The organism is Sulfurospirillum sp. (assembly GCF_036802865.1).
Lineage (GTDB): Bacteria > Campylobacterota > Campylobacteria > Campylobacterales > Sulfurospirillaceae > Sulfurospirillum.
Genome location: NZ_DAIRVK010000002.1, coordinates 223137 through 247678 on the forward strand (window position 1 = coordinate 223137; position 24542 = coordinate 247678).

The following is a 24542-nucleotide window of genomic DNA, read 5'->3' on the forward strand; positions in this document are numbered from 1 at the left end:
ATGCGAAAATGGCTTTTTGTTTTTTCTGGTGTGCTTAGTTTGAGCATCAATGCCTTTTCTGAGAGTTCCATCGAAGGGCTTTTAAATACGCTCGAAAAGAAAAATGACCTTTCTGAAAAAACCAAGTTAGAAAACAGTGGCTTTTCAACCATCTATACCCGCAATGATCTTGATATGATGCAGGTGAAATACCTGAAAGATATTTTAAAATATACCCTTGATGGGTATCGTGAGAGTCGTTACGGATTGCCTGATCCTCTTACCTTTGGACCCATTCCTTTTGCTTCCAGTCTCATACGCATTTTTATTGATGATCAAGAGATTACAACGGCAATGTATGGTAGTGGTATGGCTCTTTTGGGAGACTTAGATTTAGGGTTTGCCGATCATATTGAAGTGTATACTCTTTCAACTTCTTTTGCCTATACCAGCGAACCCACTTCTGTCTTGATTCGTATTTTTTCCAAAAAAGCAGACAGAGATGAAGGTGGAAGCATTAAGGGTATGATGACAAGCCGTGGTGGTTCTACGCAAAATGTTCAGTACATTGGAAGGGAAAATGAAACAGACTATCTTGCACGCATCTCTTCTTCATACGATAAACGTAAGGAATACGAAACCAATAAAGATGATTTAAACCGTGATGTAAAGCGTTATAATGTTTTGACAAGTATTAAAGATGAGACACAAAGTATCCTCATCAACGCTTCCAAAACAGACAAAGGCGGTTGGATAGGTCTAAGTGCTGATGCGAGTTTAGATACCTCCAAAATCTCTGCGGAAGATGTGCATATTGGCTATGCTAAAACGCTTGATGATTTTAAGTTTTCGATGGCATATGATGGTTTAAAAGATCATACGCAATACAAAGATTCTCCGTTGTTTTTTTATAAAGGAAACCCTATTTATAGCCTTGAGGATAAAAGCAATAGTTCAGCACTTTCTTCGGAGCTAAAATACAATACCCAAATCGGCGATCATCATCTCATAACAGGCATTAAGTATCGTGAAAAAATAATCAACTTTGATCTCATCCAAATGAATGGAGTCGATATTCCTAAAAGTGGGCTAAGTAGACAAGGTGTTGGTTCTATTTTTGTTGAAGATAGTTATGTGTTTGCAGATAATTTAGTCAGTACATTGGGCGCACAAACGAGTCAAGTTTATAATAATGGTGGTTATGGCACAGATGACGTTCAGATGCTTCGTGCTGGCATTACCTACACCAATGACCAATGGACCTCCAAAAGTTTTGTATTTCATACCGAGGGGTATATTGAACCTTATTTAATTGGTTCGTTTTTTATGAAGTCAGCTTATCCTGAAAAAACAATACTTGATTCTATTGCACAAGAGTTTAAATACGAAGAAGGTCCATCCCTTTATGAGCTTTTTGTGAGTTATGCGTGGATCGATAATAGTCCTTATGTCAACGCAGATTTACGCGTCGATACAGCAAAAGGGACGACAACACATTTAAATTCTTACCTTCAGTATACTTACCACTATGCGACGTTGGATAAAATTATGGTAGCGTACCGATACAAACAGATCGATCATTCTGGCTATCATAAAGAGTTTAGAAATCATCAAGTGGTACTTCGTAACCAAAACCGTTACCGTAAATTTGATTTTTTTGAAGAGATGTTCGTAACAAGGAGTGAATACTACGATGACACAGGCTATGATCTAACATTGGGAGTGCGCTATCATATGAGTGATAACTTTATTCTTTCACTTAAAGGTCAAAACTTACTTAACAAAGCTGAAAAACAGTCTATATCGCGGTTTGATTTTTCGACAATGTCATCTTTAGAATCATTGAAAATTCCTATTCAAGAGCGAATCGTGATGTTAGGGGTTGAATGGCTCTTTTAAAGCTTTTATATGTGTGGGGATTATTTCTTTCAATGAGTTTTGCTGAGACGCCTGAACAAGAGCTTATTGTTAAGGTACTCAAACTTATCTCCATAAAAAATGTTTCTGTTGTCATTTACGAACATGAGCCTTCGATAACATTGCAAGGAAGTACTTTTACCAACCTTGTACAACAATGCTCTCATGCTGATATCGTTTATGGCAGTAACTTTGAAACTTTACCTGCATCGTGTAAAACTCTTCCTCGTTTTTCAACGGATTATGAGATTTTTCAAAAAGATGAACATGTGATAGGGGCTTTTTATTGGCGAAAAGGTCGTCCACAGTTGCGTTTTAACGAAGAACGATGTGAACGTTTTGAAATTGTATTACCGCCTGAGTTGGTTCGCTATGTTCAGTAAAATAACCTTTGCACGTCTGTTTATTTTTGTCACCATCGTTCTTTTTGTGACAACGCTTTTACTGTATCTTTTCTTTACGCAAACCAAAAACGATATTGTGACGAGTTTTGAGCGTACAGGTGTCGAAGAAGTTGAAGAGATCGCGAGCAATATTTCACGTTATATTGTAACAAGCAATAATTCGACAAACCTTCATAAAGCTTTATCGGAAGATTCTAAACTCAAAGATGCATTAGAGAATTTTCTCTCTACTTTTCAAACACACAAAATTAAAAATATTTTTATTGTGGATAAAACCAATGAAAATTCTATTTTATTTCGAGTTTTGCTTGATGGAGGAAAAGAGAAGAGTGATAAGTTTCAATTTGAGGAACTTTTTGAGCCAGAAAATGTTGATTGGTATGATGTTATGCGCTTTCGTGAACCTAAGGTTATTTATCAAGAAGAGAACATAGATTCGCTTTGGGCAACCTTTTTATATCCTATCGTTCAAAAAGATGGACATATTGCTATTTTAGCACTCGATTTTTCAAAAGAGCATTATCAAAAAGTGGTTTCATCGCTTAATGGACTTGAATTTTTTCTTAAAATAATCGTTCCTTTTTTATTCTTTATTTTTATTATTATGACGATTGTTATTCAATTTGATAAAAAAAGAGAGAGTGAGAAATTAGAAGCACAAAAGGCTCTGGAAGAGCTTAATCTTACTTTGGAAGAGCGCATTGCAGATGAAGTTGAAAAAAATAGGCAAAAAGATCAACAGTTGATTCATCAATCAAGGCTTGCGTCCATGGGTGAAATGATCAATATGATTGCACATCAGTGGCGACAGCCTTTGAGTGCTATTAGCGCAACGGTGCAAGGATTAAATTTAAAGCTTACACTGAAAAAATTTGATGAGACTTTGTTCAGTGAAAAGTTGAGTGATGTCAACCGTTATTCACAGTATCTCAGTCAAACGATAGATGATTTTAGGCAGTTTTTTAAAACAAGTAAAGAGAAACAAGAAGTTACGTTGGAAGAGGTCATTGAGAAGGTTTTGGGCATTATTCATGTAACGCTGGAAAATAAAAAAATTGCATTGGTGATGGATTTTCAATCCAACGAACCTTTACAAACCTATGCCAATGAACTCATGCAGGTTTTACTCAATTTAGTCAAAAATGCTGAAGATATTTTAGTCGAAAACAAGATAGAAAACCCATGGATAAAAATGAGAACATTCAAAAATGAAACCAATCTTATTTTAGAAGTAAGTGATAATGGGGGAGGAATTCCAGAGGGAATTCTTGCGCGCATTTTTGATCCTTATTTTAGTACGAAGACACAAAAAGATGGTACTGGACTAGGACTTTATATGAGTCAAAAAATCATAGAGGAGCATTGTGGTGGAAGTTTATGCGTATCAAACAGTTCAGTAGGCGCTGTTTTTACGGTAATATTACCACGTTAAATGCTTGAAAAGGATAATAATGGAATCTGTATTTAAAAAATGTATTGCTGATGCTCGCAATTTAACACTGTTGTATATCGAAGACAATATTGGTGCACGTGCAGGTTCAATGTTGATTTTTGAAGAATTTTTTGGTCGGGTCATTGAAGCTGTTGATGGCGAAGATGGATTGGAAAAATTTAAACAGAACCATGTCGATTTGATTATCACTGATATAAATATGCCAACAATCAATGGTTTTGAGATGGTGGAGTTGATTCGCGAAATGAGTCCGCAAACACCTATTTTAATTCTCTCTGCCTACAACGAAACACACTATTTCATCGAGAGTATTCGTTTGGGTGTTGAAGGGTACTTATTAAAACCCGTTGAAATAGGGCAGTTTATGGAAGTTTTAGGAAAAGTTATTGAAAAGATCCAGCTAAGATCGGAACACGATAAATTACAAACGCTCTTAACACAATACGTTGAAGTGACCGATAAAAGTGCGATTGTCTCTAAAACCGATAAAGAAGGGATTATTACCTATGTCAATGATGCTTTTTGTACCATTTCTGGATTTTCTCGCAATGAAATTATTGGTCAAAAACATAACATTGTTCGTCATAAAGACACCCCACAACAACTTTTTAAAGAGCTTTGGGAGACAATCAGCAATGGTGAGATGTGGCAAGGAATTATCAAAAATCGTTGTAAAAATGGTAGTAGCTACTACATCAAAACGGCCATTAAGCCTATTTTAAATCCTCAAGGTGAAGTGATTGAGTATATAGCACTTTACAATGATATAACCGAAGTCATGAATCCCAAAAAACAGCTTTTTGATTATATTAACAGTACCAAAGAAGCGGTTGTTGTTCTTTTGAAAATTGAAGATTTTTCAACCGTAGAAGATTTTTACAGCACTAATTTGGTTGAGCTTTTAGAGTTAACATTAGGTGAAAAGCTCTTAGATGGAATTACCAAAGAGTGTCCTTTTGGGAAAATTTATACCTTAGGTTTTGGAGAGTATGCCTTAGCGATTGACAAAAATAAATGCCCCCTCAGTGTGGATATGTTAGCTCAAAAAATTAAAGAACTCTTGAAAAATGTCGAAACATCTACCATTCATCTCAATGAGATTGAGTACAGTGTCTCTTTGCTAGCAAGTTTAGCTTATGGTGGTAAAGAGCCTTATCAAAGTGCCCATTTTGGTATCAAAAAAGCGGAACGCTCCAAGATCAATTTTATCGTAGCTACGGACTTGATTTTAGAAATGCAAGCACAAGCGCAGGTCAATATGGGAATCATTGTTGCGGTTAAAAAAGCACTGAGTTCTTCAGGTATTGTCTCGTATTTTCAACCTATTATTGACAACAAAACACGTAAAATTACCAAATTCGAATCCTTAGTAAGGTTAGTGGATGATCATCATAACTTGTGGTTTCCCTCCGACTTCTTGGATATTTCTAAAAAAGGGCGTTACTACACTCAAATTACGCAAAGAGTTTTAGACAACTCATTTCAAGCGCTTTACCAAACGGAAGCGGGTATCACGATCAACCTTTCTGCCGTTGATATTGAGGAAAAAGTAACACGTAAAAAACTCATTAGTCTTTTGGACGTTCATAAAGAACATGCCCACCGTATTACATTTGAGCTTTTAGAAGATGCCAATGTTAAAGAATTTGAGACCATCAAACAGTTTATTAAAGAGGTTAAAGCGTGTGGCGTTTCAATTGCTATTGATGATTTTGGCAGTGGATACTCTAATTTTGAGAGATTGCTTGATTATGAGCCCGATATTATTAAGATTGATGGTAGCTTGATTAAAAATATTGCGACCGATGATTACTCTATCTCGATTGTCAAAACGATTGTTGGTTTTGCGAATGAACATGGTATTAAAACCGTTGCAGAGTTTGTTGAAAATGAGACAATTTTTACTATTCTCTGTGATTTGGGTGTTGATTATTCACAAGGATATTATTTTAGCAAACCAAAATTATTGGAAGAATATAAAGGTGTTGAAGGCTTGTAAAAACCTATAAATCAGAGTACAATTGTCTTTAATAGTTCGTGCTAGGAGGGCTGGTAAACCAGCTGAGATAAAGAATGGTGATTCTTTGATCCTTATACCAAGCACATCTATCTATCGCGTCAATAGCTTGTCAAGCACCAAGTTTCATGAGGCGACACTTTGCAAGTGTAGTTCTACTACACTCAAAGGTGTTAACGAGATGAGGCGCCGTGTGATTGACAAGCCCTACGGGAACTTTTTTAAAATTATCTTTGGGGCGTTAAAGATACTTGCCTTGCACTTAGCAAGGTTGCGCATCTTTGCCTACCAAACACAATTTTTAAAAAGTTCTATTGACGTGATAGATAGATGCGCTTGGTATCTACCTGATCTGGGTAATGCCAGCGTAGGAAAGCTCAATCAAACCAACACACATCCTCCTTTTTAATTCCTCTCACGACCTTCATTCTTTTTACATGTAAACGCAATTTAACTTATTTTCGAGGAAAATATATGAAACATTGTTTAACCATAGCAGGCTCAGACAGCTGTGGCGGAGCGGGCATTCAAGCCGATCTTAAAGCTTTTAGTGCCAATGGCACGTATGGCATGAGCGTTATAACCGCAATTACAGCGCAAAATACGCAAGGCGTTTTTGATGTTCAAGACATTAATCCTTCTGTGATTGCACACCAAATCGAAGCCATTTTTGATGACATTCGCGTGGATGCAGTCAAAATTGGGATGGTCTCCAGACCTGAAACAATCGAAATTATCGCACAGACGCTTAAAAAATACTCCTTACCCCCGCTTGTCATTGACCCTGTGATGATTTCTAAAAGTGGGTATGACCTTTTGCAGCCTGAAGCCAAAAAAGCACTCATCGAAATTCTTTTACCGATGGCAACGCTTATCACTCCTAATCTTCCTGAAGCGGAAGTCATTGTAGGGTATACCATTGATACGATTGAGCTTATGAAAAAAGCTGCACTTGATTTGCACACATTAGGCTGTAAATATGTGCTAGTGAAAGGTGGACATTTGGAAAATGACGCTACCGATGTACTGTACGATGGATCACAATTTTATCTATTGCACTCTAAGCGTTTAGAGACTATTAACACGCATGGAACAGGCTGTACACTCTCTTCAGCCATTGCCGCTAATCTTGCCAAAGGAATGAGTGTGAAAGAGGCTGTTGAGGCTGCAAAAGCGTATATCACTGAAGCGATCAAACATGGTTTTGTTCTTGGTCGTGGAGTGGGACCCGTACACCATTTTTATGAACTTTACACGAAAGCAGGAATTGAGTTATGATGGAAGAAAAAACAAAGTTAAGTGGTTTTGGCCTTTTCACTCTTTGGTTTGGTGCCGCTGTTTCGATGGCGGAGATATTTACAGGGGGTCTTTTAGCACCTTTAGGCTTTAGTGAGGGCTTAAAAGCAATTCTTTTAGGTCATTTCATTGGTGGTGTTATACTCATTTTGGGTGGCTACATCGGCGCCAAAAGTAAGCTTCCTGCCATCATGTCAACGCGTATCTCCTTTGGTCGTTATGGTTCATACCTTTTTTCACTACTCAATGTGCTTCAGCTCATTGGTTGGACAGCAGTAATGATCATCTCTGGTGGTCGTGCGGCTAATGAATTGGGTATTAGCTTGTTTGGATTTGATAGCCTCAATACATGGGCGATTGCCATCGGCATTTTTATAGGACTTTGGATTTGGCTTGGGAAAGTTGGTTTTCAAAAGCTCAACGTCATAGCAGTCGTACTTCTTTTTGCGCTCACATTGGTTTTATGTGGTGTTGTTTTTCAAGAAGGAAGTATTTTTCAAGTAAAGCCAACGGGTGAAATGAGCTTTGGCTCTGCATTAGAACTGAGTGTCATTATGCCACTTTCGTGGTTACCCTTAATTTCAGATTATACACGCTTTGCTCACACTAAAAAAAGTGGACTTCTAGGAAGTTTTACGGGCTATTTTATCGGTAGCTCTTTGATGTATGCTCTGGGGCTAGCCATTGCGTTGTATGCCCAAGATGCAAGTGTGGGGACGATGATGATGGCGCTTAATTTAGGGTTTGCCGCGTTGGGAATTGTCCTACTCTCTACCATTACGACTACATTTTTAGACGCATACTCCGCGGGTGTTACATTTACCAATATTTTTCCACAAATGAGTGAACGTAAAATTGCCTTTGTCATGGCAGTTATTGGTCTTGTTGTCGCTCTATTTACTCCCGTTGAGCAGTATGAGAATTTTTTATATGCGATTGGTTCAGTTTTTGGACCATTGTTTGCCATTGTACTCAGCGATTATTTCATCTTTAAAAAAGAGCAGATAGAACCCACATTGGCGTTACATGTCGGCTCACTTTTAGTATGGATAATAGGTGTAGTGTTGTACTATCAGTTCATAACGCTTGACCTCTCTTTAGGTTCAACCCTTCCTACGATGCTTGCAACGAGCATTATTTTTATCATCACTAAAAAGGTTATGACATCATGGACATTAAAGAGCAAATAAAGGCTATTTTTGAGTCACTTGAGACTAAAAAAGCGCTCATACATCATATTACTAATTATGTGACAGTCAATGACTGTGCCAATGTCGTTTTAGCGATTGGTGCATCGCCGATTATGGCAGATGAAGTACGTGAAGTAAGCGCAATGGTAAGCATATGTGATGCGTTGGTTTTGAACATTGGTACTGCCAATGAGCGAACCATCGATGCAATGCTAGAAGCGGGTAAAACGGCAAATGCGAAAGGCATTCCTCTTGTGCTAGATCCCGTAGGCGTGGGTGCTACACCGTTTCGTCATGAAAGTGTCGAAAAGCTCATGGAAGCTTTGACGTTTAGTATCATCAGAGGCAATATGGCAGAGATCAAAACGATTGCTGGGCTTGAAGCAAAAAGTGCTGGTGTTGATTCGTTGGAAGAGGAGAGCGATGGTTCACTTATTGCTCAAAAACTGGCTAAGAAGCTTGGTTGTGTCATTGCCATTACAGGTAAAATTGACATTGTCTCTGATGGAACTGTTTGCTTCGCGCTTGAAAATGGCGATGTCGCTTTGACCAACATTACAGGAACAGGGTGCATGAGCACGTCGCTCATCGGCAGTTTTTTAGGTGCTTCAAAAAATGCACTTGGAAGTGCCATTGCAGCCATTTTGACAATGTCCATTGCTGGTGAAATTGCCGACAAAAGCAAAGGTATGGGCACTTTTCATACTTCACTGATGGATGCCATTAGTCAAATGAATGCTGACACTGTTATTCAAAGAGGTAAGATAAGCCTCATTAAATAATAAAAATTATTATTTAATATATATTTTAGTTTTTTGCTTGTAAGATTTCTTCATATAAAATCAAAGGAGTCAAGCATGGCAAGAGTTGGAAATTCCATTATCAAAGGGATTGAGGTTCAAGAGATCATCACCACCCTCAATCGTGCATATGCGGATGAATGGTTGGCGTATTATCAGTACTTTATTGAGTCTAAAGTTGTTAAAGGATTGATGAAAGATGCAGCGATTGCAGAACTTGTCCAACATGCTGCGGATGAGCTTCGTCATGCGACAATGGTAGCAGATCGAATCATCCAGCTTGGTGGCTCACCACTACTTCATCCTTCCGATTGGCTCAAACAGACAAACTGTGGTTACGATGCTCCTAATGATTTTGATGTCGTCGCAGTTTTAAAAGATGCTATTAAAGGTGAGCAGTGTGCTATTGCGACGTATTCTAATATCGTCGATCTCACTCGGAACAAAGACATCGTCACGTATGACATGGTGTCTCAAATATTGGCGGATGAAGTTATGCATGAAGAAGACCTTCAAAACTTGCACGATGACATCACTGAATTTATCAGTGATCTTAAAAAATCAATGCAATAAAAGAAGAGTAGGTATAGTTGGTTTATATCATGTTGAATCATCTATACTTTCTCATCAGACTCTTCAAAAAATTCTTTTACATTAATATCAAGTACTTTAGCAATTTTATAAAGATGTTCGATCGAAAATTTAATATTTTTATAGCCTGATTCTGCACCCGCAATAAGAGAAGTTGATTTAAATCCAATGTAGTAAGAAAGTTCTAATTGGCTCAGACCTTTCTCTTGTCGTAAGCATTGAACTTTTCGTCCCAATTTTCTGTGAAAAATCTCAATTTCATGTTTATCACATTCAATCGATAACATATCAATACTGCTAGATTCTTTTGTCATAAGGCTTGACGCTCTATTGTTGTAGATTGTTTGAGCAAGTTTAATCCGTTATACTTTAGTTGACAATCTATCAGGATAGAGTTAATGATGTTAAACCTAATATTCCTGTAATTTTTCACATAATTGCGTATAAATTCAGGTGTTATTTTAAGATAATTTTTTGTTTCCGTAAAGAGATGGCATTCATGCAGAGAAAAAACTTCATAACTTATACAATTTACTTCATATTCTCTTATCAAAATCAGTATTCCATTTATATTTAACAATTTAAAAAGGGGAAAATAGAATGAGTATATCAAAACAGTTGATGAGCATGCTAGCCATTGCCATCTTGGGAATTATTGCTGTCTTTAGCATTGGCATGAATAAGATGGAAAATGTGTATGAAAAAGCTAATACATGTAATATCAACTCATTACCAAGTATCTTATTTATAGGAGATCTTCAACAATCAATGTATCGTATTCGTCTAACAATTTGGGAACATATTGCCTTTACAGATAAAGAGCATATGAAACAGCTTGATGAAAAATATTTAAAATATAAAGCTGAATTTGAAAAAACATATAAGAGTTATGAAGCACTTCTTTCTGATGAAAAAGATAAAGAGCTTTATGCAAAAGAAAAAGAGTATTTTACGCAATACAGTGCCTTTATAGAAAAATTGCTGAAAATTTCTTCTCAAAATAAAAAAGAAGAAGCACGCGATTTTATTCTAGCAAATCGTACAATTGCACAAAATATGACACAAACACTTGAAGAGCATATGTCATACAACCAACAATTAGCCGATAAAGATTCCAAAAATGCTGTAGTAGAAAAGAATAGTGCAACAACGATGATGATAGGCTTGTCGCTCTTGGTTGCTCTTGGAGTTATTATTTTAAGTTTTGTCATCCGTAACAACATTATGCATGGAGTTTCCCTGATTCGCGATAGTATTTCAGGCTTTGTGAGTACTAAAAACCTAAAATTTAGAATCAATTATGGTAAAAAGAATGAAATACAAGATATTGTCAATAGCTTCAATGATTTGGTAACAACCTTAGAAGTCATCATTGAAGATGTCAAACATTCATCCAATGAGAATGCCTCTGTATCGCATGAGCTTAGCACCACCAGTATGCAAATAGGAAGAAATGCTGAACACAGTACCACCATTGTGAACAATACCATTGAAGAGATTGTGGCAATTAAAACCTTTGTTCAAGAAACTGCGGTACTTTCTGAGTCTATGAAAAAAAGCATTGGCATAGCAGGAGATAAACTGGAATCGGCTAAAAATGAAGTCATTAAACTGAAAGATGAAGTAGAACTTGCCAGTGAAGAAGAGACAGCCCTTGCACAACAATTAGAGCAAATGAGTAAAGATGCGGAACAAGTGAAACAAATTCTAACCGTTATTTCAGACATTGCAGACCAAACCAATCTTCTTGCACTTAATGCCGCTATTGAGGCCGCACGTGCGGGTGAACATGGTCGTGGCTTTGCCGTTGTAGCGGATGAAGTTCGTAAGTTAGCAGAACGCACACAATCTTCTTTAAATGAGATCAATGCAACGATTAATATCATCGTTCAGTCCATTGTTAATTCATCCGATAAAATGACAAAAAATGCTCAAAATATTAGACGCTTAGCAACGGTTTCTACAACGGTTGAAGAGACGATTATCTCAACGACCAGCGTTATGGGAGAAAGTGTGGCATCTGTCACACTTAGTGCTAGTAATTCCAATAAAATAGCCAAAGATACGGATAAGATTGTTGATCTTGTGACTAATATTAACGCTATCACCAGTGAAAATGCTAGAAGTGTAGAAGAGATTGCCAGTGCTGCAGATCATCTCTCTAAATTGGCTGAAAATCTTAACCAAAAATTGAGTCAATTCCAATAATTCCTATAATTGTTCCAATGGTTTTATAAAATTAAAAACCATTGGAATCTCGTCTTACTATACTTTAAAAATCGTTCCAAATCTTCACATTAGTGGATTAAATAACTTCATAATGCTAAGTTATTTATAAAATATAAGGAATATTAGGGAAATGATTTGATAAAATTCCAGTTAAATTTTTATAAAAAGGGCACAGGAATGTTTGGACGTAGCAAACTAGTATTGCAAGAGAGCAATGAACAACTCACTCAGGAGAACACACGCCTTAAGGAAGAAAACGAACATTTACAAAAGAAGTTAGAAATGCTACTTCAAGCGGAGTCAGATACACAAATGACACTCAGCGAAAATCGCTTAAAAACAGAACTGATTAATACAATGCTTGGTGGATGTGGTAACAGTGTTAAAGAGATTCAACATGACATCGAACAAAACTTAGAAGCTTCCAAAGAGATTGTCCAAATCAGCGGAACAACCGTGGAGAGCATTACAAGTCTTAATGCCATCTCAAATAGCCTGTTAACCTCACTTTCACAGATTTCTCACTCTGCTGTGGAGTCGCGCCAGATGGCTGAAAATTTACACCGTAGTGTTGATGAAATTGCTAGTGTTATCAACCTTATTAAAGATATTTCAGACCAAACCAATTTATTAGCGCTGAATGCAGCCATCGAAGCAGCCCGTGCGGGTGAGCATGGACGCGGTTTTGCTGTTGTTGCTGATGAAGTCCGCAAACTTGCAGAACGTACACAAAAAGCGACTGCCGAAGTGGAAATGAACATCAACGTTCTCAAACAAAATGCCAACTTAATGTTTAAACAAAACGAAGAAGTGGAATCTGTTGCTGTCGAATCAAATCAGCACATCGAAAACTTTAAAATCGAATTTGACGTCTTACAAAACAGTGCAACTACCATTCAAAATGACTCTCAAAATATTAGTTTTGAAGTCTTTACTGCACTTGCAAAACTTGACCATGTTCTCTTTAAAGTTTCTGGATACGGCTCTGTTTTTGATAAAGAGCATAAAGAGTTAAGTGACCATACCAATTGCCGTTTAGGAAAATGGTATGCAGGTGTCGGTAAAGAGAATTTTAGTGCAACAACAGCGTTTAAAGCTTTAGAAGAACCCCATAAAATCGTACATGGTGAGATCAATCAAGCGATTAAATGCGTTCGAGAAGGAACCTGTTTAAATGATATTAATATCGTCATAAACCACTTTGCAACAGCGGAAGAGTCTTCTAAAAAACTCTTTGGTTTACTCAATCAAATGTTGCAAGAAAAAAAACAAAATTCATAGGAATCGTACTTGAAGTTTGAGTTTTTAGGAACAGCAGATACAGGCGGAATTCCACGGCATCAATGCCATTGTATGATTTGTGAAGAAGCCAGAACAAAGGGCATAAACAACCGTTCTACCAGTGCATTTTTGGAGTTAGATGATGGCAGTGTCATACTCTTTGATGCAGGGTATGATACGGTGTGTGACAGGTTTAATACCACACGTATTCGAGCGGTTTTTCTCACACATTTTCATGCCGATCATTGTTTGGGCTTAATTCGCTTACGCAAATCAGTCGATGGTATTAACTGTTATATTCCCGATGATACGCAAGGCTTTGGTGATCTTTTTATGCATAAAGATTCGATAAATTATCAAGTACTTGAGCCTTTTGAATCTATTGAAATTGAAGGCATTAAAATTGTTGCTGTGCCCTTAATTCATTCAAAGCTTACGCATGGCTATGTTTTCTTTACAAAGAACAATGTTGTAGCGTATTTGACAGATTGTGCAAGCATCCCTGCTGCATCACTTGCTTATTTGCAAAGTCAAACGATAGATCATCTTTTTATAGATGCGGCTTATTCGCCATCTTTTGAGTCGAAAAAGCATTTAAATTGGGAGAGTGCAAGAGAGTATATTGATCAAATTAGCCCTAAAAATGGCTATTTTATTCATGCAAGTTGTCAAACACTTTTACCACTTTATAAAAGCAGTAAAAGTTTGAAATACCCTTATATTGACAAGGGATTTCGTATCGAGGTGTGAAGAGGTTTACTCTTCATCCTCATCATCTTCAAAACCTTCTTCACTATCTTCTTCTTCAAAGTAGATGTTGTCTTCGTTGCCATCATAGTTATAGTCGCTTTGATAGATTGGATCATTTTCTTCATCTTCATCAAAGTCTTCGTCCTCTAAATCCTCTTCATAGTCATCTTCGTTCATTAAAATATCTTCAACTTTGTCGAGAAATGCATCGACATCTCCTGTGAAGAGGTGTTCATAACGCATCGCATCGAGGATAAATTCACTCGAACAACCGTTTTCAAGAAGGAGTTCTTTCAAGTCACGCATACTTTACCTTTGCTTTTTTCGAAATTCTACACTAATTTTGGATGTTTTTCAATTGCATTTCATAAGATTCGAAGAGCTCATCATGGGTTACATGCAATGTTTCAAATTGTTCATACAGTTTTTCGAGTGTTTCTTCATCTGCTTTGAGTTCTTTGGAAAGTCGTTGAAGTTCACCGATATCATTACCTGAAGAGCACGCAATTAAGGCTTCATTTTTTGTTTTCATTCCCTCTTCAAGTTTCAAAATCTTCGCTTCACACTGTTCTATCTGTTTTTTAAGAGGAGAGAGTTTATGACTTCTTTCTTGAATCAGTTTACTACGAAGTTTTTTGCTCTCGTTATAATCATTTGAAATGGCTTTTTTAGGGGTATTATCAACTTCTTCTTCCCAACCGATTTTTTCTAAAAATTCATCATAGTTTCCATCAAAAAATTCAGCTTTATCATGGTGAAAAATAATAAGAGCATCGGCGAGAGTTTTTAGCATCATTTCAGAGTGGGTGACAAGAATGGTGGAGCCTTCAAAATTTTTGATTGCTTCGGAAAGCGAGTCAATGGAGTACATGTCAAGGTGGTTTGTTGGTTCATCCAAAAAGAGAAGATTTGCAGGTGTCGCGATGATTTTCCCAAGCATAACACGGCTACGCTCACCTCCTGAGAGGATACTAATCTCTTTTTCAGCCATTTTCCCGCTAAACATCATACCGCCACAAATAGCCCGAACACGCGTGATGCCAAGTAAAGGATCGACTTCGTAAATCTCATCTATAATGTTGTTTTTATGATTGAGTCTTTGAATGTTCGTTTGCCCAAAATGTGCAAAAGCCGTTTCAGGGTGAAAGTTGAGTGTTCCTTGTTGTAAAGGTAATTCGCCCGCTAAAACATTGAGAAGGGTTGATTTTCCTTTGCCATTTTTACCAATGATTGCTAAGCATTTTCCCTTTTCAAGTTTAAACGAGAGGTTTTGAAAAAGAGGTTTGCTTGGATCATATCCAAAGCCAATATTTTGAGCATCAACGATAATCTTTGCAGGTGTTTTTTTGTAGTTAAAATCAAACGAAAGATTGTTCTCTACTTCCAGATCATCCATCTCTCCCATTTTTTCGAGCTGTTTGGCTTTGCTTTGTGCCATCACAGCTTTTGAAGCGCGTGCTTTTTGGCGTGTTACAAAGTCTTCAAGTTCAGCACGTTTTTTATCAAGGTTGATTTTGGTTTTTAGGTATCGTTCATCATCTTCTTGTAGCTTGGAATAGTATTTTGTGCTATTGCCTTCAATGATCATCAAGCTTTTGCGTCTAAGCCCCATTGTGTGGGTTGTTACTGCGTCCATAAAGTCACGATCGTGCGTGATAAGAATAATTTCACCTTTAAACTCTCGAAGGAAGGTTTTTAGCCAGCGCATAGAGACAATATCAAGGTAGTTGGTTGGTTCATCCAGAAGTAAAAGCGATGGATTGGTAGCAAGGAGTTTGACCAAATTGATACGAATTTGATAACCGCCTGAAAAACTCATCGGATCTTTATCTAAATCTTCAGCACTAAAACCAAGTCCAAAAAGCATCTTTTCAATTTTGTAAAGATCAAACGCTTCATCGCCATGCAAGGCCGAGGCACACTCTTCACGTACTGTTTTATGGGTAAATTTAATATGTTGAGCAAGCGTACCAATCGTATAGTTTTTTGGAATGAGAATATCGCCCTCATCGTGCTCTTCTTCTTTTAATAAGATTTTGAAGAGGGTTGATTTACCTGAGCCATTGCGCCCGACAAAGCCTATTTTATTGCCTTTTGCAAGGGTAAAACTAATGTTTTCAAAAAGGGTTTGTGCCCCAAAGTGTTTAGAAAGATTTGTGACTTGAATCATAAGGAAAACTCATTATATGTAAAAATTTTTAGCCTCAATAAGGCCGTGTTATTATAAAAAAAGTTATGCAAGAACTTGATTAAAGTGCTAAGAAAAACTTTCTAAAAGAGTTCAAAACGTGGAAATCTTTAGCACTATATCCGGTTATTGTAGCTTTAAAAGCGCCAAAAGATAACCATTATTCTGATTTTTTATTGATAGAATTCAGTGTGTCGAGGATGGACTCTTTCTTAGCAGATCCATCGGGTCCAGAAATGCGCATTGTAAACTCAACACGACCATTTTTCTCACGACCCTCCGCTGTATCATTACTAGCGAGTGGTTTTGTGTCACCATAACCTGCAGAGCTTAAACGATCTTTGGCAATACCATTGCGTACAAGCACACGGATGACGGCATTAGCACGAGCAGAAGAGAGTTCAAGATTGTCTTGAAATTTAGAACCGCTTGGTAATGGTGTCGTATCCGTATATCCCTTGACAATGACTTCAACATTTTTAGGAAGCGTTGTAATGATGTCTGACACACGTTTCAAAAATAGCATGGAATCACTGTTGATAATTTCAGCAGAACCTGTTGCAAAGAGCATTTTTGTTGGAAGCTTTAAAATGGCACCATCAATTTTTTGTTCAAGTGCACCGTCTCCAACGTTCATTTTTTCGATCAATTGAGCGAGTCGAGCGATTTCGTCAAGTTGCGCAGAACTTCCGCCAGCGTTTCCTTTGTCTTTATCTTTAGCAGCTTCACCTGATTTGACAGCCATACTCATAACAGGCGTTGCTTCTTCTGGTTTAGCACTATAATCGTAAATTTTGACAAATTCTTCTTTAAGCGCTTTCATCTTTTCAGTATTGGTTGAGGCAATTGCAAAAAGGGCAATAAAAAGGGCAAGGAGAAGACTAAAAAAGTCAGCAAAAGGTACTGCCCACTTCTCTCCCGCTTCACATTCGACTTTTTTACATTTTTTGCCCACGCTATATCCTTATTTATCGAATTGGCTTTTTTTATCTTCAAGTGGAGAGAGATAATTGAGCAATTTTAGTTCAAGAGTACGTGGATTGTCACCATGAGAAATACCTAAAATTCCCGCTAAAATAACACGTTTTTCTTTGATGATATCTTTTGATTTACCTTTAAGTTTATGTCCCCACGGACCAAGGAAGATGTATGAACCTGCAATACCAAAAACCGTTGCTGTAAAAGCACCACCAATTCCCATTGCCATTTCAGCAGGATTGTCAAGCTTTTGTAGTGCGAGAATAAGTCCCAAAACAGCACCGATTAGACCCATAACAGGGCACGTTTCACCCGCATGAACCCAGTAGTGTGCAGACCCATGGTAATACTCTTCAATCTCTTCAATGACAACTTCAAGGGTCTCTTCAATTTCGTGTGCTTCAACACCATCGACCGCCATACTAAGACCTTGTTTAAAGAACGCATCTTCCATTTGATTTGCATGTGACTCAAGTGCCAAAATGCCATCACGGCGCGCAATAATTGCAAAATCAATAATTTGTTTAATACGTGCATGCAGATCAACAGGAGATTTTTTCATAATAACTTTAAATTCTTTAAAGGCACCTCTTACATACTCTTGTGGTGTTGCAGCCATAGCAGCAGCCATAGCCGTTGGAATAACGATAATAAACGAAGTGATATGTAAAATATGAATAGGATTTCCACCTTCCATGATATCACCTACAGAAATAGTGGTGATAGCAAGTACCATGCCTAAGATGACGGTTAAGTCCATACGGGTTACTCCAAAAATAATATTCAAACACTTTCAAGCATTATCGGTTAAAATGCAAAAAACTTTACACGAAAAGCAATGATATAACAATCTTCCTTAGATAAAATGGTTATTTTACATGCCATAAAGTGAAAAAAATAATTTGTTGTATAATTGCAAAAAATTTCAAAGGAGGTCTTGTCATGGATGAACCTAAGTGTTGTATGAGTTCTTTTTTTAAAGAGTTGAGTGGAAAAGCAGAATCTCGTTGCACTAAAATTGTTGATGTAGCACACAGACTTTTTTTAGATAGAGGCTATGAAAATGTGAGTATGAATGATATTGTTAAAGTGGCAGGTGGCTCTTTAGCGACATTGTATAAACATTTTGGCAATAAAGAGCAGCTTTTTATTTATGTGATGGAGCAAAAATCTGAAGAACTTTTTGGAGAGTGGAAACGTCAAAGTGTCTGTTATGAAGGACGAATTGAAGCTTTTTTAATGATGATTGGTACGTCATATTTAGATTTAGTCGCAGATGATGATTCTATTTTATTTCATCGACTTATTGTTTCATTAGGGTATTTAGATAAATCTCAACTTATCAAAGAGACGATCTTAGAAACATTGACACATCCTATTAATGTTGTATCGGAGTATTTAGAAAATGAAAAAAAAGCTGGGCGTATAGAAGTAGATGATACAAAATTATGTGCACATCAGTTTTTAAATGCGCTTGAAGAACCTTTTATGTTTTCAAGAGTATTGGGTGTTGAAACAGATATATCAGAAACAACACGTCTTAAAGCGCTGAGGCAATTGGTACGAATTTTCTGTCGCGGATTAAGTGTTTCTCAATAATTACTTTTTTTACGGTAATGGAGAAAATAGCTTGACTAATTTATTTTTTACGACTATAATTCGCTCACAAAATGTAATGTAATATACATTACACTAAAATATGGAGTTCAAAAATGACTAAAAGTAGAGTATATAAAACTTACGCAAGCTACGCGTTAGCCTTAAGTTTAGGGGCATTTTTAGTAGCTGGATGCAGTTCTGAGGGAAAAGGTGCTGGAGCACATGGTATGCCAGCCATGCCACCTTTAGCAGTTTCGACTTATAAAGTCATAGCTTCAGATGTTCCCGTTTCTTTGGAATACCCTGCAAAAGTAAAAAGTATGCAACAAGTGAACATTGTTGCACGGGTGAGCGGAGTATTGGAAAAAAAGAACTTTACAGAGGGAAGCTTTGTTAAAGCCGGCGATACACTCTATCAAATTGACTCTGATCGTTATGAAGCCTTGATGCAAGAAGCTGTGGCAGATGTTGGGGTGAAAGAAGCAACCCTTAAACAAGCAACGCGTGATTGGGAACGTACCAAAGTGTTGTTTGAACAAGACGCTGTGAGCCAAAAAGAGAGAGATGCAGCACTTTCCGCGTACGAATCAGCCAGTGCGTCCCTTAAAGCTTCCCATGCAGCGCTTAAAAAAGCAACGATTGATTTTAATTACACCAAAGTTAAAGCAACCATTTCAGGACTTACGAGTTTAAATACCCAAGATGTAGGAAGTTATGTAGGCTCAAGCAGTGATACCATGACCCTTACGACCATTACCCAAACCGATCCTATTTATGTTGAATTTTCGCTCTCCGACATTGAGCTTTTAAAAAAACGTTATGTCATGAATCAAGGTAACTGGGGCAGTATCGCTCAAGCGAAACTTCCGGTTCAACTCTCTACGCCTGATGGAAGTAAATATGCCAAAGCTGGAACATTAGACTTCTTAGATAGCAGTGTTGATGCTGAAACCTCTACCATTAAAGCAAGAGCAACATTTGCAAACCCTAACAACATCCTCATTCCTGGTCTGTTTGTTCGTGTCAAAGTAGAAGGATTAGTGTATAAAGATGCTATTAGTATTCCTCAAGTGGCTCTTTTGCAAGATGCAACAAGTTCTTATGTCTATGTTGCCAAAGAGGGGAAAGCACATAAAGTACCTGTAAAAGCAGGAACTGTTCATAATGATACCTACATCATTGAGAGTGGTTTAAGTGCAGGAGATGTGGTCATAACCAATAATCTTACCAAGCTACGCCCCGGATCTGCTGTTATTGTTGCAGAAGCGAAGGAATAAATTATGTTTTCAAAATTCTTTATCAACCGCCCAATATTTGCAACCGTCCTTTCGATTGTTATTATTATTGCGGGATTAATGGGTATAAGAGGTTTATCCATTGAAGAGTATCCTGAGGTAACGCCACCGCAAGTCAGCATTCAAGCGACCTATGCAGGGGCAAGTGCGGAGACAATTGCGAAGACCGTAGCCGCACCACTTGAACAGCAGATCAATGGTGTTGAGAACATGATCTATATGTCTTCTACGGCGTCTTCATCAGGAACACTGACCATCAATGTCTATTTTAAAATTGGTACCAATCCTGACCAAGCAACGATTAACGTCAACAACCGTGTACAAGCAGCGCTCAACAAACTTCCAAGTGAAGTTCAAGCGCAAGGTGTAACGGTTACAAAACAATCTTCAACGATTCTTCAAGTTATTTCCATCATTTCACCGAACAATAGTTATGATGAAATTTATATGGCGAACTATGCCCTTATTAACGTGATTGATGAGCTTAAACGTGTTCCAGGTGTTGGTAATGCTTCACTGTTTGGAAATCAAAACTACTCGATGCGTATTTGGATGAAGCCCGATCAATTGGCAAAATATAACTTAACACCCAATGATGTTATTTCAGCTATTTCGGAGCAAAATGCTCAGTTTGCAACGGGTCGTTTTAACCAAACACCTACAAAAAGCTCTCAAGCGTACACCTATACGGTAACGACACAAGGGCGTTTTGATAAAGTCGATGAGTTTGAAAATATCATCTTGAAATCAAACAAAGACGGCTCAACGTTACGACTTAAAGATGTTGCTCGTGCAGAGTTGGGCGCTGAGTCTTACAATGTGACAGCAATGCAAAATGGACAAACGATGGTACCGATTGGTATCTATTTGCAATCAGGTGCGAATGCTCTTGATACGGCTAAAAAAGTTAAAGAGACTATGGACCGTGTTGCCAAATCTTTCCCTGAAAATATGACATATAACATTCCGTATGATACAACGACGTTTATCCAAATTTCAGTGCATGAAGTGATAAAAACGTTTATTGAAGCGCTACTTTTGGTTATTGCGATTGTCTATCTTTTCTTGCAAAATATGCGTGCAACGATTATCCCCGTCCTTGCTATTCCTGTATCCATCATCGGTTCATTTGCGGGCATGTACGCCCTTGGGTATTCCATCAACCTTTTAACCCTTTTTGGGCTTGTTCTTGCCATTGGTATCGTTGTTGATGATGCCATTATTGTTATTGAAAACGTTGAGAGGATATTACATTCTGAACATGACATAACCGTTAAAGATGCGACCATTAAGGCGATGCAAGAGGTAACGGGTCCTGTTGTTGCGATTGTATTGGTGTTATGTGCGGTGTTTATTCCTGTCTCCTTTATGGGTGGATTTACGGGACAAATGTACCAACAATTTGCGATTACGATTGTTATTTCCGTCGTTATCTCAGGTATGGTTGCACTTACATTGACTCCTGCCTTATGTGCTATTTTTCTCAAAAAGCAAGAGCCAAAACCGTTTTGGTTTGTAAAGAAATTTAATGAGTTCTTTGATGCTTCAACGAATTGGTTTACCAGCGGAGTGAGTCTTGTGGTTCGTCATGGTGTGATTAGCCTTATTGTCTTTGCCGCACTTATGGGGATGACATACACGCTTTTCCAAAAAGTTCCTTCAAGCTTAGTTCCTATGGAAGATAAAGGGTACTTGATTGCGGTGACAGCATTGCCACCAGCTTCTACACTTGGACGTACCGAAGCGGTGAGTTCACAAGTCAGTGGTATTACCAAATCAATGCCTGATATTGAGTATAACATGGCGATTTCAGGATTTGATCTTTTAAGTGGTTCTGCAAAAACCAATGCCGCAACTTCTTTTTTGATTTTGAACGACTGGAGTACACGTAAAGCGCCAAATCAACACTCGCAAGCAATCAGTGGCGCTTTAAATGGTGCGTTATTTGGTGTTTCCGATGCAACGATTTTTGCACTTAATCCTCCTCCGATCATGGGTCTTAGTATCTCTGGTGGATTTGAGATGTATTTGCAAGATAGAACAGGCGGTTCGCTACAAGAACTTGGTGCTATCACACAAAAAATTGTAGAAAAAGCAAGCCAACGACCCGAAATGATGATGGTGAGAAGTACATTCAATATGAATATACCTCAGTATAAAGTCACATTGGATCGCGAAAAAGCCAAAGCTATGGGTGTTTCGATCAATGATGCGTTTAAAACATTACAGTCCACATTTGGGGCTTATTATGTCAATGACTTCAACCTATATGGACGTACTTACCAAGTGAATGTTCAATCTGATGTTGATTTTAGAGAAAAGCCAGAAGATATGAAAAATGTCTTTGTCAAATCAAGCAGTGGAAAACTGATTCCGTTAAGTTCATTGGTAACGTATGAGCGAAGTGTTGGTGCGGATGTTCTTGAACGCTTTAACGTTTTCTCTGCGGCAAAGATAGAGGGTGAGCCTTCTCCTGGTTACACTTCAGGTGACGCGCTACGTGCCATAGAAGAGGTAGTTAAAGAAGTTGCACCAGAGGGTTATACGCCATCATGGGCAGGAACATCGTACCAAGAAAAAGCAATGGCAGGCAGTGGTTCTCAGGCGTTCATCTTTGGTATCGTCTTTATCTTCTTAATCCTAGCAGCACAGTACGAAAGATGGCTTATGCCACTCGCCGTAGTCACCGCAGTACCATTTGCGGTCTTTGGAGCGATTATGGCCGTGTATTTACGAGGTCTAAGCAATGATATCTATTTCCAAATCGGTCTGTTAGTTCTCATTGGATTATCAGCTAAAAATGCCATTTTGATCGTCGAGTTTGCGATGCAAGCTCAAGAGAGAGGGAAGTCTATCTTTGATGCAACACTCGAAGCGGCACGTTTACGTTTCCGTCCGATTGTTATGACCTCTTTAGCCTTTACGATTGGTGTTTTACCACTTGCCCTTAGTTCAGGAGCAGGAGCTGGAAGTCGTCATGCGATTGGTACGGGTGTTATTGGTGGAATGATTGCCGCAACTACGATTGCGATCTTCTTTATTCCACTCTTTTACAATTGGCTAGCACAACTTAATGCGAAGTTTACACGCAAAGGAAAAAAAGATGAAGAATAGTATCTATTACAGTGCTGTCCTAGCCCTCGTTCTTAGTGGATGTTCACTCTCTCCAGAGCTGAATGTCCCTCAGACACAGTTTCCGCAAGCGTACCGTGCTGATGTCAAAAGTGAAACAGGTTATGTGGATGGCGCATGGTGGAGTGGTTACCATGATGAGAAACTCTCAGCTTTGATTGAAGAGGCATTAAATAATAACTATGACCTTCAAACAGCAATGGCAAATATCTCACTAGCACGTGCCTCATTGTCATTGAGCACTTCAAATCGTTACCCAAGCCTTGATGTTCAAGGATCAGGTCAGAGAGTTAGAAGCAGTGCAGATACCTTTAACTCAAAAGCGCATAACACCTACAATGACTTCTCGCTCAGTGCCGTGCTCAGTTATGAGTTAGATCTTTGGGGTAAATACAAAGAAGCGGAAGCCTCTTCAAGGGCTTCATTGATTGCAACCTATGCAGCTAAAGATACCGTAAAGATCTCTTTAGCTTCCAGTGTGGCAGAGAGTTATTTTACCCTCATTAGTCTGTATGAACAACTGGACATTACCAATGAGACGATCAAAGCACGAGAAGAAGGGCTTAAACGTAATGAGTCTAAGTACACACTTGGTGCTATCGCAAAAGGAACCCTTTTATCTGATCGAGCAGAGCTTAACAGTGCTCAAATCACGAAAGATGCCCTAGAGCAATCTATCGCTTTACAACAAAGTGCTTTGGCTGTACTTGTGGGTAAATCTCCTGAAGCCATTGCTGCTTTTAGTAAAGATGGCTTACCACGAGTGTTGCCAAGTGATATCGTTGTTCCGTCTAACTTACCATCAGAACTCTTAACCAAACGTCCTGATATTAAACAAGCCGAAGAGAATCTCAAAGCGGCGAATGCTAACATTGGTGTAGCACGTGCGGCTTATTTCCCTAGTATTAGTCTCTCAGGCGCACTTGGGTTTGAGAGCACACAGCTTTCCAACTTGATGAAATCGCAATCAGGCATGAATAGCTTTGGTGGAAGCCTCGCCTCGCCACTGTTTAATATGGGTAAAACCAGCTCCAACGTTGAGAGTGCCAAAGCCAACAAAGAGCTAGCAGAGATTACCTATGCAAAGACCGTACAACAAGCCTTCCAAGAGGCGTATGATGCTTTAAATAAACGTCATACACTCACTCAAAAGTTTGAACATCAACTTGCATATGAGAAGAACATTGAGCAAGTGTACCTCTTGGCTAAAAAACAGTATGAGAGTGGTTATGGTGATTACTTGACTCTGTTAGATGCTAAGCGTAATCTGCTTTCAGCAAAGCTTGCCTCTTCTCAAACCAAACAAGCACTGCTAAGCTCAGGTGTATCGCTTTACAAATCCCTTGGCGGTGGCTGGGATAAAGTTGTGTTTGAAAAACACGCTGACACGCTTTAACTGCTTTACATGTCAACGCCTTAACCTCAAGTTTAGGGCGTTTGACG

21 protein-coding genes are annotated in these 24542 nt (G+C 38.2%); 16 read left to right on the forward strand and 5 right to left on the reverse strand.

The features are described 5' to 3' along the window. The 9 genes from V7Q04_RS05520 to V7Q04_RS05560 all read left to right on the forward strand — a co-directional run bounded on the left by V7Q04_RS05520 (position 1) and on the right by V7Q04_RS05560 (position 9629). Positions 1–1878, forward strand: a complete 1878-nt coding sequence (locus V7Q04_RS05520) for a hypothetical protein (RefSeq protein ID WP_333803928.1) — start codon at positions 1–3, stop codon at positions 1876–1878. Next, the gene (locus tag V7Q04_RS05525; protein WP_333803929.1) at positions 1866–2279 is read left to right on the forward strand and encodes a hypothetical protein; all 414 of its coding nucleotides are present in this window, start codon (positions 1866–1868) and stop codon (positions 2277–2279) included. Before V7Q04_RS05520 ends, V7Q04_RS05525 begins: the two co-directional genes overlap by 13 nt. Then, positions 2227–3732, forward strand: coding sequence for a sensor histidine kinase (locus V7Q04_RS05530; RefSeq protein ID WP_333803930.1), 1506 nt, complete (start codon positions 2227–2229; stop codon positions 3730–3732). Before V7Q04_RS05525 ends, V7Q04_RS05530 begins: the two co-directional genes overlap by 53 nt. A 19-nt stretch (positions 3733–3751) precedes the next feature. Continuing rightward, complete coding sequence (locus V7Q04_RS05535; RefSeq protein WP_333803931.1) at positions 3752–5752, forward strand: EAL domain-containing protein; 2001 nt, start codon at positions 3752–3754, stop codon at positions 5750–5752. Positions 5753–5951: 199 nt separating this feature from the next. Next, positions 5952–6179 carry a hypothetical protein gene (locus tag V7Q04_RS05540; protein WP_333803932.1) on the forward strand — a complete coding sequence of 76 codons (228 nt, stop codon included), beginning with the start codon at positions 5952–5954 and terminating at the stop codon, positions 6177–6179. A 65-nt stretch (positions 6180–6244) separates the two neighbouring features. Further along, positions 6245–7048, forward strand: a complete 804-nt coding sequence (thiD, locus tag V7Q04_RS05545; protein ID WP_333803933.1) for a bifunctional hydroxymethylpyrimidine kinase/phosphomethylpyrimidine kinase — start codon at positions 6245–6247, stop codon at positions 7046–7048. Then, positions 7045–8256 carry a putative hydroxymethylpyrimidine transporter CytX gene (gene cytX / locus V7Q04_RS05550; protein ID WP_333803934.1) on the forward strand — a complete coding sequence of 404 codons (1212 nt, stop codon included), beginning with the start codon at positions 7045–7047 and terminating at the stop codon, positions 8254–8256. The genes thiD and cytX overlap by 4 nt, the downstream gene beginning before the upstream one ends. Next, positions 8235–9038, forward strand: a complete 804-nt coding sequence (thiM, locus tag V7Q04_RS05555) for a hydroxyethylthiazole kinase (RefSeq protein ID WP_333803935.1) — start codon at positions 8235–8237, stop codon at positions 9036–9038. Before cytX ends, thiM begins: the two co-directional genes overlap by 22 nt. 75 nt (positions 9039–9113) lie before the next feature. Continuing rightward, a complete protein-coding gene (locus V7Q04_RS05560) occupies positions 9114–9629 on the forward strand; it encodes a ferritin-like domain-containing protein (RefSeq protein WP_333803936.1) in 516 nt (171 codons plus the stop codon). A gap of 41 nt (positions 9630–9670) precedes the next feature. On the opposite strand, the gene V7Q04_RS05565 is transcribed toward V7Q04_RS05560, so the two are convergent. Continuing rightward, positions 9671–9961 (reverse strand): helix-turn-helix domain-containing protein, encoded by a 291-nt coding sequence (locus V7Q04_RS05565; RefSeq protein ID WP_333803937.1) that lies wholly within the window; start codon positions 9959–9961, stop codon positions 9671–9673. A gap of 286 nt (positions 9962–10247) precedes the next feature. On the opposite strand from V7Q04_RS05565, the gene V7Q04_RS05570 reads away from it, so the two are divergent. The 3 genes from V7Q04_RS05570 (at position 10248) to V7Q04_RS05580 (ending at position 13907) form a co-directional block, all read left to right on the forward strand. Beyond that, positions 10248–11855, forward strand: a complete 1608-nt coding sequence (locus tag V7Q04_RS05570) for a methyl-accepting chemotaxis protein (RefSeq protein ID WP_333803938.1) — start codon at positions 10248–10250, stop codon at positions 11853–11855. Positions 11856–12053: 198 nt separating this feature from the next. Next, entirely contained in the window at positions 12054–13157 is a 1104-nt protein-coding gene (locus V7Q04_RS05575) for a methyl-accepting chemotaxis protein (protein ID WP_333803939.1), read from the forward strand. A gap of 9 nt (positions 13158–13166) precedes the next feature. Then, a complete protein-coding gene (locus V7Q04_RS05580) occupies positions 13167–13907 on the forward strand; it encodes an MBL fold metallo-hydrolase (protein WP_333803940.1) in 741 nt (246 codons plus the stop codon). Positions 13908–13913: 6 nt separating this feature from the next. Here the strand turns inward: V7Q04_RS05580 and V7Q04_RS05585 are convergent, their stop codons facing one another. From V7Q04_RS05585 to motA, 4 genes are all read right to left on the reverse strand, one after another. Beyond that, a complete protein-coding gene (locus V7Q04_RS05585) occupies positions 13914–14213 on the reverse strand; it encodes a hypothetical protein (RefSeq protein ID WP_333803941.1) in 300 nt (99 codons plus the stop codon). Positions 14214–14244: 31 nt separating this feature from the next. Continuing rightward, positions 14245–16077: an ABC-F family ATP-binding cassette domain-containing protein gene (locus V7Q04_RS05590; protein WP_333803942.1), complete on the reverse strand. Its 1833-nt coding sequence runs from the start codon at positions 16075–16077 to the stop codon at positions 14245–14247. A gap of 178 nt (positions 16078–16255) precedes the next feature. Continuing rightward, positions 16256–17050: a flagellar motor protein MotB gene (gene motB / locus V7Q04_RS05595; protein ID WP_333803943.1), complete on the reverse strand. Its 795-nt coding sequence runs from the start codon at positions 17048–17050 to the stop codon at positions 16256–16258. Positions 17051–17059: 9 nt separating this feature from the next. Then, positions 17060–17833 carry a flagellar motor stator protein MotA gene (motA, locus tag V7Q04_RS05600; protein ID WP_333803944.1) on the reverse strand — a complete coding sequence of 258 codons (774 nt, stop codon included), beginning with the start codon at positions 17831–17833 and terminating at the stop codon, positions 17060–17062. A gap of 182 nt (positions 17834–18015) precedes the next feature. Here motA and V7Q04_RS05605 point away from each other — a divergent pair, with 182 nt between their 5' ends. The 4 genes from V7Q04_RS05605 (at position 18016) to V7Q04_RS05620 (ending at position 24495) form a co-directional block, all read left to right on the forward strand. Further along, on the forward strand, positions 18016–18672 hold the full coding sequence (locus tag V7Q04_RS05605; protein ID WP_333803945.1) for a TetR/AcrR family transcriptional regulator: 657 nt from the start codon (positions 18016–18018) through the stop codon (positions 18670–18672). 113 nt (positions 18673–18785) lie between these two features. Further along, positions 18786–19949, forward strand: a complete 1164-nt coding sequence (locus tag V7Q04_RS05610; protein ID WP_333803946.1) for an efflux RND transporter periplasmic adaptor subunit — start codon at positions 18786–18788, stop codon at positions 19947–19949. Between the two features lie 3 nt (positions 19950–19952). Next, entirely contained in the window at positions 19953–23081 is a 3129-nt protein-coding gene (locus V7Q04_RS05615) for an efflux RND transporter permease subunit (RefSeq protein WP_333803947.1), read from the forward strand. Further along, complete coding sequence (locus tag V7Q04_RS05620; RefSeq protein ID WP_333803948.1) at positions 23071–24495, forward strand: efflux transporter outer membrane subunit; 1425 nt, start codon at positions 23071–23073, stop codon at positions 24493–24495. The genes V7Q04_RS05615 and V7Q04_RS05620 overlap by 11 nt, the downstream gene beginning before the upstream one ends. Positions 24496–24542 lie beyond the last annotated feature (47 nt).

Bases quoted from the DNA above. Each gene is read 5' to 3' on its own strand.
- V7Q04_RS05535 (WP_333803931.1), top strand. From the start codon at position 3,752: ATGGAATCTGTATTTAAAAAATGTATTGCTGATGCTCGCAATTTAACA.
- thiD (WP_333803933.1), top strand. From the start codon at position 6,245: ATGAAACATTGTTTAACCATAGCAGGCTCAGACAGCTGTGGCGGAGCG.
- V7Q04_RS05540 (WP_333803932.1), top strand. From the start codon at position 5,952: ATGAGGCGCCGTGTGATTGACAAGCCCTACGGGAACTTTTTTAAAATT.
- V7Q04_RS05615 (WP_333803947.1), top strand. From the start codon at position 19,953: ATGTTTTCAAAATTCTTTATCAACCGCCCAATATTTGCAACCGTCCTT.
- V7Q04_RS05620 (WP_333803948.1), top strand. From the start codon at position 23,071: ATGAAGAATAGTATCTATTACAGTGCTGTCCTAGCCCTCGTTCTTAGT.
- V7Q04_RS05575 (WP_333803939.1), top strand. From the start codon at position 12,054: ATGTTTGGACGTAGCAAACTAGTATTGCAAGAGAGCAATGAACAACTC.
- V7Q04_RS05610 (WP_333803946.1), top strand. From the start codon at position 18,786: ATGACTAAAAGTAGAGTATATAAAACTTACGCAAGCTACGCGTTAGCC.
- V7Q04_RS05525 (WP_333803929.1), top strand. From the start codon at position 1,866: ATGGCTCTTTTAAAGCTTTTATATGTGTGGGGATTATTTCTTTCAATG.
- motA (WP_333803944.1), bottom strand. From the start codon at position 17,833: ATGGACTTAACCGTCATCTTAGGCATGGTACTTGCTATCACCACTATT.
- cytX (WP_333803934.1), top strand. From the start codon at position 7,045: ATGATGGAAGAAAAAACAAAGTTAAGTGGTTTTGGCCTTTTCACTCTT.
- V7Q04_RS05570 (WP_333803938.1), top strand. From the start codon at position 10,248: ATGAGTATATCAAAACAGTTGATGAGCATGCTAGCCATTGCCATCTTG.
- V7Q04_RS05565 (WP_333803937.1), bottom strand. From the start codon at position 9,961: ATGACAAAAGAATCTAGCAGTATTGATATGTTATCGATTGAATGTGAT.
- thiM (WP_333803935.1), top strand. From the start codon at position 8,235: ATGGACATTAAAGAGCAAATAAAGGCTATTTTTGAGTCACTTGAGACT.
- V7Q04_RS05520 (WP_333803928.1), top strand. From the start codon at position 1: ATGCGAAAATGGCTTTTTGTTTTTTCTGGTGTGCTTAGTTTGAGCATC.
- V7Q04_RS05605 (WP_333803945.1), top strand. From the start codon at position 18,016: ATGGATGAACCTAAGTGTTGTATGAGTTCTTTTTTTAAAGAGTTGAGT.
- V7Q04_RS05560 (WP_333803936.1), top strand. From the start codon at position 9,114: ATGGCAAGAGTTGGAAATTCCATTATCAAAGGGATTGAGGTTCAAGAG.
- V7Q04_RS05585 (WP_333803941.1), bottom strand. From the start codon at position 14,213: ATGCGTGACTTGAAAGAACTCCTTCTTGAAAACGGTTGTTCGAGTGAA.
- V7Q04_RS05590 (WP_333803942.1), bottom strand. From the start codon at position 16,077: ATGATTCAAGTCACAAATCTTTCTAAACACTTTGGGGCACAAACCCTT.